The organism is Mycobacterium mantenii (assembly GCF_001667865.1).
In the GTDB taxonomy this organism is placed as follows: Bacteria; Actinomycetota; Actinomycetes; order Mycobacteriales; family Mycobacteriaceae; genus Mycobacterium; species Mycobacterium mantenii_A.
Genome location: NZ_LZJP01000060.1, coordinates 77,228 through 87,537 on the forward strand (window position 1 = coordinate 77,228; position 10,310 = coordinate 87,537).

At 70.4% G+C, this 10,310-nt stretch carries 4 protein-coding genes; all 4 read right to left on the reverse strand.

Going from position 1 to position 10,310, the window contains the following annotated elements; genetic code table 11:
• Positions 1 to 4 precede the first annotated feature (4 nt).
• Positions 5 to 6,403 (reverse strand): type I polyketide synthase, encoded by a 6,399-nt coding sequence (locus tag A5688_RS09575; protein ID WP_067908212.1) that lies wholly within the window; start codon positions 6,401 to 6,403, stop codon positions 5 to 7.
• Positions 6,404 to 6,501: 98 nt separating this feature from the next.
• On the reverse strand, positions 6,502 to 7,563 hold the full coding sequence (locus A5688_RS09580) for a type III polyketide synthase (protein WP_067828526.1): 1,062 nt from the start codon (positions 7,561 to 7,563) through the stop codon (positions 6,502 to 6,504).
• Positions 7,564 to 7,674: 111 nt separating this feature from the next.
• Complete coding sequence (argH, locus tag A5688_RS09585; RefSeq protein ID WP_067828529.1) at positions 7,675 to 9,093, reverse strand: argininosuccinate lyase; 1,419 nt, start codon at positions 9,091 to 9,093, stop codon at positions 7,675 to 7,677.
• On the reverse strand, positions 9,090 to 10,307 hold the full coding sequence (locus tag A5688_RS09590) for an argininosuccinate synthase (RefSeq protein WP_067908215.1): 1,218 nt from the start codon (positions 10,305 to 10,307) through the stop codon (positions 9,090 to 9,092). Before A5688_RS09590 ends, argH begins: the two co-directional genes overlap by 4 nt.
• Positions 10,308 to 10,310 lie beyond the last annotated feature (3 nt).

The following is a 10,310-nucleotide window of genomic DNA, read 5'->3' on the forward strand; positions in this document are numbered from 1 at the left end:
GGTGTCAGCGGCCGAGTTCGTCATCGAGGATCGCAAAGAGTTGGCTTTCGGTGGCGGCCTCGAGGTCGTCGTCGAGGTGTTCGGAATCGGTGGGGTCGGCCGGCCCGACGGCGGCGAGCAGGTGGTGGATGCGGGCCCGCAGCACCGATTTGTCGTCGGAACTCCAGCTGGGCGCACCGAGCAGGGCCTGCAGTTCGCGGGTGATGTCGTTGACACGACCCATCAGGTCCGGCTGATCGTCGCCGGACGCGCCGGCCAGTTGGGTGTCCAGATGCGCGGCCAACACGGTGGGCGTCGGATAGTCGAAGATCAGCGTCGGCGAAAGGGTAAGTCCCGTAGCATTTTTGAGCCGGTTACGCAGTTCGACCGCGGTCAGCGAATCGAAGCCGAGATCCTGGAATGCGCGGCCGGCGTCGATGTCCGCCGGATTGGGCACACCCAGCACCATCGCCGCGTTGCCGCAGACCAGGTCGACCAGCTCGCGCTGTCGCGCCTCGGGACTCAGCCCGTGCAGGCGCGCCGACAGCCCGGTCGTCGACACCGTGACGTCGGTGTCGTCGATGACCCGCCGCGTCGGGCCGGCCACGAGTTCGCGCAGCAGCGGCGGCAGCGCGGCGATGTTGTCGGACAGGGCGGCCCGGTCCACCCGGGCGGCCACCAGCACCGGGCTGTCGACCAGCATTGCGGCGTCGAACGCCGCCAGCGCCTGCTCGGTGGACAACGGCGCCAGGCCGATCCTGCTCATCCTTGCCTTGTCGCGATCCCCGAGGTGCGCGGTCATCGCCGACGCCTGCTCCCACAGACCCCAGGCCAGCGACAGGCCGGGAAGTCCATGGGCGCACCGGTCCGCGGCCAGCCCGTCGAGGAAACTGTTGGCCGCCGCATAGTTGGCCTGACCCGGGGTTCCCACGATCCCGGCCATCGACGAAAACACCACGAACGCCGACAGATCCAGGTGCCGGGTCAGCTCGTGCAGATTCCAGGCCCCGTCGACCTTGGCGCGCAATACCGCGTCCACCCGGTCCGGCGTCAGCGAGGAGATCAACCCGTCGTCCAGAATGCCCGCGGCGTGGACGACTCCGCGCAACGGGTACTGCGCCGGTATCCCGGCGAGCATCGCCGATGCCGCCTCGGGATCGGCGACGTCACAGGCCACCACCGACACCTGCGCGCCGGCCTCCTGCAACCCGGCCACCAGGTCGGCGACCCCGGCAGCCCGGCCGCCGGACCGGCTGACCAGCACCACGTGCGCCACCCGGTAGCGGTCGACGAGGTGGCGGGCCAGCGCCGAACCGGCCATCCCGGTGCCGCCGGTGATCACCACCGTGGACCCCGCCAGCCCACCGCCGCAGCCGCTGAGCACCTCACCGGGACCCGACGGGACGGTCAGCGCGACCTTGCCGATGTGCCGTGCCTGGCTGACGTACCGATAGGCCGCCGAGGCGCAGCGGACGTCAAAGGTCTTCAACGGCAACGGTTTCAAGACCCCGTCCGCCAACAACGCCACGATGTCGGCAAGCTTGGCCGCGGTCCGGTCGGGTCCGGCCTCCATCAGGTCGAACGCTTGATATCGGGCGCCCCGATAGTGCTCGGCGACGGCATGCGGATCGCGCACGTCCGTCTTGCCCATCTCGATGAATCGACCGCGGGGAGCCAGCAGCCGTAACGACGCGTCGGTGAACTCGCCGGCCAGGGAATTGAGCACCACGTCGAACCCGGACCCACCGGTGGCCGCGATGAACTTTGCGAACCTCGGCTCGAACTCGGTCGTGCGCGAATCGCCGATGTGGTCGTCGTCGAATCCCATCGCACGCAGGGTGTCCCACTTACCGCGGCTGGCGGTGACGAACACCTCGGCGCCCCAATGCCGCGCCAGCTGCACCGCGGCCATGCCCACCCCGCCGGTGGCGGTGTGCACCAGGACCCGCTCCCCGGCGCGCAGCCCACCGAGCACCGACAGCCCGTACAGCGCCGTCAGGAAGACCACCGGCACGCCGGCGGCCGCAACCAGCGACACCCCCGGCGGCACCGGTGTCACCACCCGCTGATCCACCACCGCCTCGGAACCGACGACGCCCAGCAACCCCATCACCGCGTCGCCGACGGCCAGGCCGGTCACGTCGGGCCCCACCTCGACGACCACGCCGGAGCCTTCGGCGCCCAGCCGGCCCCCGCCGGGATACATTCCCAGGGCCACCAGGATATCGCGGAAGTTGACCCCGACCGCGGCGACCGCCACCCGCACCTGCCCGGCGGTCAATTCGGTTGGCGGGCAAGCGCTCACGACCAGGTCCTCCAGCGTGCCCTCGACGCCGGCGTCCAACCGCCAGCCCGCCGACGGCAGCTCGATCGCCGAGCCGGTGCGCACCGGTCGCAGCCGCGCCGCATGAGCCAGACCCTGGCGGATCACCACCTGCGGCTCGCCACAATCGATGACCGCGTTGGCGTCGACGGAGCCGTCGGAGTCGATCAGCACTATCCGGCCCGGATGCTCGGCCTGCACCGACCGCACCAGGCCCCACACCGCCGCGCCGGCCAGGTCCGAAACCTCTTCACCCGCAAGGGCGACCGCCCCCCGGGTCTGCACCGCCAGAACGCCGGCGCTCTCGTCGCGCAACCAGGACTGCAGCACCGCCAATGTCTCGGTGGTCGCGGCGTGCACGGACTTGACCACGTCGCCGCCGTGATCGCCCAGCTCCCACACCGTGACGTCGGCGCTGCCGTCGCCCAGCGCGATCGGCGACCATGTCATGTCGAGCAGTCCCTCGGCCAGCGAGCGTCGCGCGGGGGTCGCCGCCAACCGGTCGGGCGCGACCGGGCGCATGGCCAACGATCGCACCGAGAGGATTGGCAGCCCCGCCGCGTCGGCCAATTCCACCGAGGCCGCCCCGGGGCCGGCCGGCGCGATCCGGACCCGCGCCCGCGAAGCACCCGATGCGTGCAGCGACACGCCCTGCCAGGAGAACGGCAGGACCGTCCGGTCGTGCTCGGCGGCGACGCCGATCGCGTGCAGCGCGGCGTCCAGCAGCACCGGGTGCATGCCGAATCCGACGTCCTGGGCGGCGTCGTCGGGCACGGCGACTTCGGCGAAGATCTCGTCCCCGCGCTGCCACATCGCCCGCAGACCCCGGAAGGCGCCGCCGTATTCGTAGCCCCGCTCCGCCAGTCGCGCGTAGGCGCCGGTGACATCGATGGCGGTCGCCCCGACGGGCGGCCAGATCGAGAAGTCCGCGGCCGGTGTCACCGTGCCCGGCCGCAGCAGGCCCTCAGCATGCAACACCCACTCCGAATCCGGCTGCCCGCCAGCGGAATACACCGACAACCGGCGGAGCCCGGACTCATCGGGTGCGCCGACCACCAGCTGCACCCGCACCGCCTCGCCCGCCGGCAGCAGCAACGGAGCCGACACGGTCAGCTCCTCGAGCACCCCGCAACCGACCTCATCGCCCGCGCGGATGGCCAACTCGACGAATCCCGCTCCCGGGAACAACACCGCCTCGCCCACCGCATGATCGGCCAGCCAGGGGTGGGCGGCCGTCGACAACCGGCCCGTCAGCACCACACCACCGGAATCGGGCCGCGGCACCACCGCACCGAGTAAGCCGTGTTCGGCACCGGCCAGCCCCAGCGTGGCGACGTCGTGCGAGCCCGTCGATCCGACCGGAAGCCAAAAGTGTTGCCGGACAAACCCGTAGGTCGGCAGGTCGACGCGCCGGCCGCCGCGGCCGGCCAGGGCGGCGCGCCAGTCCACGGCCACGCCCGCGACATAGGCCTGGGCGGCCGAGAGCCAGAAGCGGTCCAGGCCGCCGTCGTCGCGGCCCAGCGACGGGATGACGCACGCGTGCTCGCTGTCGGGCATCGTCTCTTCGATGGCGGCCATCAATACGGGATGCGGGCTCGATTCGATGAACACCCGATAGCCCGCGTCGCACGCGCTGCGCACCGCCCGCTCGAATTGCACGGTGTGCCGGATGCTTTGGAACCAGTAGTCGGCGTTCAACCCCGCGGTGTCCATCGGCTCGCCGGTGACGGTGGAGAAGAAAGCGACCGCGGACGACCGCGGGGCCAGGCCGCGCAGCGCGTCGGCGAGCGATTCGCGAATCGCGTCCACCTGCGCGGAATGCGAGGCGTAGTCGACGTCGATCCTGCGGGCCCGGATGCCGTCGGCGTCGCACCGTTGCATCAGTTCCGCCAGCGCGTCCACCTCGCCGGACACCACCACCGCCGAAACACCGTTGACCGTGGCGATATTCAGTCGCTCGCCCCGGGCGGCGATCAGCTGTTCGGCGCGCGGCAGACTGCAGGCCAGCGAGACCATGCCGCCGCGGCCCGACAACCGCACCAGCAGCCGGCTGCGCAGCGCGACCACCCGGGCGGCGTCTTCAAGCGACAGGGCCCCCGCCACATAGGCCGCCGCGATTTCGCCCTGCGAATGACCGATCACCGCGTCGGGCAACACGCCCACCGAGCGCCACAATTCGGCCAGCGACACCATCACCGCCCACAGCGCCGGCTGCACCACGTCCACCCGGTCCAATCCGGGAGCCCCCGGCACACCGCGGATGACGTCGATCAGCGACCAGTCGACGAATTCGGCGAGCGCCTTGTCGCAGCGCTGCAGGTGATCGGCGAACACCGTTGAACTGTCCAGCAATTGGGCGCCCATGCCGGCCCATTGCGAGCCCTGGCCGGGAAACACGAACACCGTCTTGCCCACCGGCTGCGCCCGGCCCACCACCAGGCCCGCGCCCTGCTCACCGGCCGCCAACGCCGCCAGTCCCCGCAACAACTGCGCGCCGTCGGCGCCGACGACCACCGCCCGGTGCTCGAAACGCGATCGCGTCGAGACCAGCGACCAGCCCACGTCCAGCACCCGCAGGCCCGGGTCGGCCTTCACGCGGGCCAGCAGCCGCGCCGCCTGGTTCGCCAGCGCCGCGCCCGAGCGGGCCGAGAGCACCCACGGCACCACCACGTCATCACCTGGGCGCGAGGCATTTTCCGGCTCCGGGGAGTACTGCTCCACGATGACGTGCGCGTTGGTGCCGCTGATGCCGAAAGACGAGACACCCGCGCGACGCGGCCGGTCCACCGCCGGCCAGGGTCGCTGTTCGGTCAGCAGCGACACCGCGCCGGCCGACCAATCCACGTGCGGCGTCGGCTCGTCCACGTGCAGCGTCTTGGGCATCACGCCGTGGCGGACCGCCTGCACCATCTTGATAACCCCGCCCACACCCGCGGCGGCCGAGGTATGACCCATGTTCGATTTGATCGAGCCCAGCCACAGCGGCCGATCCGCCGGCCGGTCCTGTCCGTAGGTCGCCAAGACCGCTTGGGCCTCAATAGGATCGCCGAGCATGGTGCCCGTCCCGTGCCCCTCGACCAGATCGACGTCGGCCGCAGCCAGCCGCGCGTTGGCCAGCGCCGACCGGATCACCCGTTGCTGCGACGGCCCGTTGGGCGTCGCCAGACCGTTGGACGCGCCGTCCTGATTCACCGCGGACCCGCGCACCACCGCGAGCACGGGATGCCCGTGACGCCGGGCATCGGCCAGCCGTTCCAGCACCAAAACCCCGACGCCTTCGGAAAACCCGGTGCCGTCGGCGGCGCCCGCGTACGCCTTGCACCGACCGTCGGCGGCCAGCGCACGCTGCCGGCTGAACTCGATGAACATCGCCGGCGTGGCCATCACCGTCACGCCGCCGGCCAGCGCCAGATCGCACTCGCCGGACCGCAACGACTGCGCCGCCAGGTGCAGGGCCACCAACGACGAGGAACACGCCGTGTCCACCGAGACGGCCGGGCCCTCGAAACCCAGCGAATAGGCCACCCGGCCCGAGGCCACGCTGAGCGTCGAGCCGCGCAGGCCGTATCGCTCCAAGTGTCCCGGCACCCGGCCCTGCCCCCCGTAGGAGCCGTGGAATATCCCGGCGAACACACCGGTCGGCGAGCCGCGCAGGGTGGCGGGGTCAATCCCGGCCCGCTCCAACGCCTCCCAGGACACCTCGAGCAGCAAGCGCTGCTGCGGGTCCATCGCCAGCGCCTCGCTGGGGGCGATCCCGAAAAACGCGGCATCGAAATCGCCGACATCCGAGAGGAACCCGCCGCACCGCGCGTACGACTTGCCCACCGCGTCGGGATCCGCGTCGAACAGACCCGTCAGGTCCCAGCCGCGGTCCGCGGGAAACTCCGAGACCACATCGCGGCCGTCAACCACCATCTGCCACAACGCCTCTGGCGAATTCACGCCGCCCGGGTAGCGGCAGCCCATGCCGACCACCGCCACCGGTTCGGTCGCTTTTTCTGCTACCAAGGCAAGATACTGGCGGTTCTCGCGCTTGAGCCGCTCGTTTTCCTTCAGCGATTGCCGAAGAGCGTTGACCAGCTCTTCTGTGTTGCCGTTCATCGAACGCGGCCTCTCGTGTTACTCACAGCGCTACTTCCGCAGAATTCAAGCCCAAAAAGCGACGCCTTACGGTAGGGACGGAAGTGCACGGGCGAGGATCAATGCCAACGCAACAGCACCAGTTCGGAACAGAATCCCGGACCCATCGCGAGCATCAGACCGGGGCTTCCACTCGGCGGCGGCTTGGCCATGGTGTCGCGCAGCACATGCAACACCGACGCCGACGAGAGGTTGCCGATCTCGCCGAGCGAACGCCAGGTGAGTTCGAGGGCCTCGGGCGGCAGGCTGAGCGCCCCGTTGATCGCCTCGATGACCTTGGGGCCACCGGGGTGGCTCACGAAGGCGCCGATGTCTGCCGTGGTCAGGCCGTGCGCGCCCAGGAACTCGGTGACATCCGCTTCGAGGTATTGCTCGACGACCGCCGCGACGTCCTTGGACAGCACCAGCTCGAAGCCGGTGGCGCCCACGTCGAAGCCCATGGTGCGCAGCGAGTCGGGGTACAGGTGGCTGCGCGAGTCGAGGATGCTGGGCCCGCCGGCCACCAGCTGTTCGGCGCGCCGCTCGCCGACGGCCACCACCGCCGCGGCCCCGTCGGCGAACAGGGCACTGCCGACCAGCCCGGCCAGCGACGGCTTGTATCCGGGATAGGTCAGCGAGCACAGTTCGACGGAGATCAGGGCGGCCACGGCGTCCGGTGCGCCACGCAGGTAGTCGTTCACCCGGGCCACTCCCGCGGCACCCGCCACGCAGCCCAGCCCGAACAGCGGCACCCGCCGCACGTCGTCGCGCAGGCCGAGCTGCGCGGCGATCCGTGCGTCCACCGACGGCACGGCGAGGCCGGTGACGGTGGTGGTGATGAGCACGTCGACGTCGTGCGGCCGCAGTCCCGCCTCGTCGAGCGCGCCGGACAGGGCTTCGCAGCCCAGCTTCACGGCGTGCTCGGTGAAGACCCGGTTCGCCATGCCGAAGTCGGTCAGCGCGGGGTACTGCTCCAGCGGCAGCACCAGGTGACGGCTGCCGACCTTGGCGCTGGCGTGCAGCTGGCGGACGATGTCCTCGTAACCCTCGAACTCCGGGATGCTGACGAAGAAGTCGGTGAGCTCACGCTGGGAGTATCGGTGCGGCGGTAGCGCACCGAAGACGCCGGCGACGACGCTCATTGTTCTCCCACCCCTTGGTGACGAAGACCCGGCGCGAAACGTTCAACCGGATCTCTTTGAGGCCGAAGTCTAGTCCGCTTGTCACGGCCCGTCAGGGAAACCAAGCTCATCTCAACCGTTGCCACGCAGCTGGCTTTGGAGCCTATCGGCGCTGGCCAGGACGGTTTCGATCTGCTCCGCGACCCGAACCGGCGCGGTGCCGCCGCGCGCGTCACGCGAGGAAACCGAGCCCTCGATCGTCAAAACCTCACGGACTTCGGGCGTGAGGTCGGGGCTGATCGCGGCCAATTCGTCGTCGGTCAGCTCGTCGAGTCCGACGGACCGCTGCTCGGCGGCGCGCACCGCGGCCCCGGCGGCCTCGTGCGCGGACCGGAACGGCACCCCCTGGCGCACCAGCCATTCGGCGATGTCGGTGGCCAGCGTGTAGCCGGCCGGCGCCAGGGCGGCCATCCGGTCGACGTCGAACGTCAGGCTGCGCAGGAGCCCGGCCATCGCCGGCAGCACCAGCTCCAGCTGGGCGACCGAATCGAACACCGGTTCCTTGTCTTCCTGCAGGTCACGGTTGTAGGCCAGCGGCTGGGCCTTCAGCGTGGCCAGCAGGCCGGTCAGGTTCCCGATCAGCCGGCCGGACTTGCCGCGCGCCAGCTCGGCGATGTCGGGGTTCTTCTTCTGCGGCATGATCGAGCTGCCGGTCGACCACGAGTCGTGCAGGGTGATGTAGCCGAATTCCGTCGAGCTCCACAGGATGACGTCCTCGGCCAGCCGGGACAGGTCGACCCCGATCATGGCGAACACGAAGGCGGCCTCCGCGGCGAAATCCCGGGATGCGGTCGCGTCGATGGAGTTGTCGGCCGCGGCGGCGAAACCCAGCTCCGCGGCGATCGCGTCGGGGTCCAGGCCCAGCGACGACCCGGCCAGCGCGCCCGAGCCGTACGGGGAAACCGCGGCGCGCCTGTCGAAGTCGACGATCCGGTCGACGTCGCGCAGCAGCGGGTGGGCGTGCGCCAGCAGATGGTGGGCCAGCAGCACCGGCTGTGCGGACTGCATGTGGGTCTTGCCCGGCATGATGGCGCCGGGGTGGGCGGCGGCCTGGGCGGCCAGCGCGCCGACGACGTCGAGCGCCCCGGCGGCGACCCGCCGCACCGCGTCCCGCAGCCACATCCGGAACAGGGTGGCCACCTGGTCGTTACGCGACCGGCCGGCCCGCAGCCGCCCGCCCAGGTCGGCGCCGACCCGGTCGATCAGTCCGCGTTCCAGCGCCCCGTGCACGTCCTCGTCGGTGACCAGCGGCGAGAAGCTGCCGTCGGCGACGTCGGAGGCCAGCTGGTCCAGGCCGGCCAGCAGCCCGTCGCGCTGCTCCTCGTCGAGCAACCCGGCGCGGAACAGGATCACGGTGTGGGCCCGCGAGGCGACGATGTCGTAGGGGGCCAGCACCCAGTCGAAGTGGGTGGACTTGCTCAGCGCGGCCAGCGCATCCGACGGGCCGTCGGCGAACCGCCCGCCCCACAAGGACCCCTCGCGAGTGCTCACGCTTCGGCCGGGCCCTCTACGGTCTGGTCCCGGCGGGAGGCGATCTTGGACGACAACCCGTGCACGTAGACGAAACCCTTTGCGGCCGACTGGTCGAAGCTGTCGCCCTCGTCGTAGGTGGCCAGGTTGAAGTCGTACAGCGATTCCGCGCTGCGCCGCCCGTTGACCGCAATGTGGCCGCCGTGCAACACCATTCGCACCTCACCCGTCACGTGCTCCTGGGTCTTGGCGACGAAGCTCTCCAGGGCCTCCTTGAGCGGCGAATACCACAGCCCGTCGTACACCAGCTCGGCCCACCGCTGATCGGTGTGCCGCTTGAACCGGCCCAGTTCCCGCTCCAGCGTGACGTGTTCGAGCTCGGTGTGCGCGGTGATGAGCACCATCGCGCCGGGTGCCTCGTAGATCTCGCGGCTCTTGATGCCGACCAGCCGGTCCTCGACGACGTCGAGCCGGCCCACACCCTGGGCGCCCGCGCGGGTGTTGAGCTCCTCGATGGCAGCCAGCACCGACACCCGCTTGCCGTCGATCGTCACCGGCACGCCGCGCTCGAACCCGACGATCACCTCGTCGGGCGTGCTCCAGTTCAGCGTGGGGTCCTCGGTGTAGGCGTAGACGTCCTTGGTGGGGGCGTTCCAAAGGTGTTCCAGGAAGCCGGTTTCCACCGCGCGGCCCCATACGTTCTGGTCGATGGAGAACGGCGAACGCTTGGTCACGTTGATCGGGATGGCGTTTTCCTCGGCGAACGCGATCGCCTTCTCCCGCGTCCAGGCGTAGTCGCGGACCGGCGCCAGCACCTCGAGATCGGGTGCCAGCGAGCCGAATCCGACCTCGAACCGGACCTGGTCGTTGCCCTTGCCGGTGCAGCCGTGCGCGACGATGGTGCCACCGTGCTCGCGGGCCGCCGCCACCAGGTGCTTGACGATCAGCGGCCGGCTGATCGCCGACACCAGCGGGTAACGATCCATGTAGAGGGCGTTGGACAGGATGGTGGGCAGGCAGTAGCCCTCGGCGAACTCGTCGCGGGCATCGACGACGACGGCTTCCACCGCGCCGCAGTCCAGGGCCCGCTGGCGAATGACCTCCATGTCTTCGCCGCCCTGGCCGAGGTCGATCGCCACCGCTACGACCTCACGGCCGGTCTCCTTGCCGATCCAGCTGATGGCCACCGAGGTGTCCAGACCGCCGGAATACGCCAGGATGACGCGTTCTGACATGAA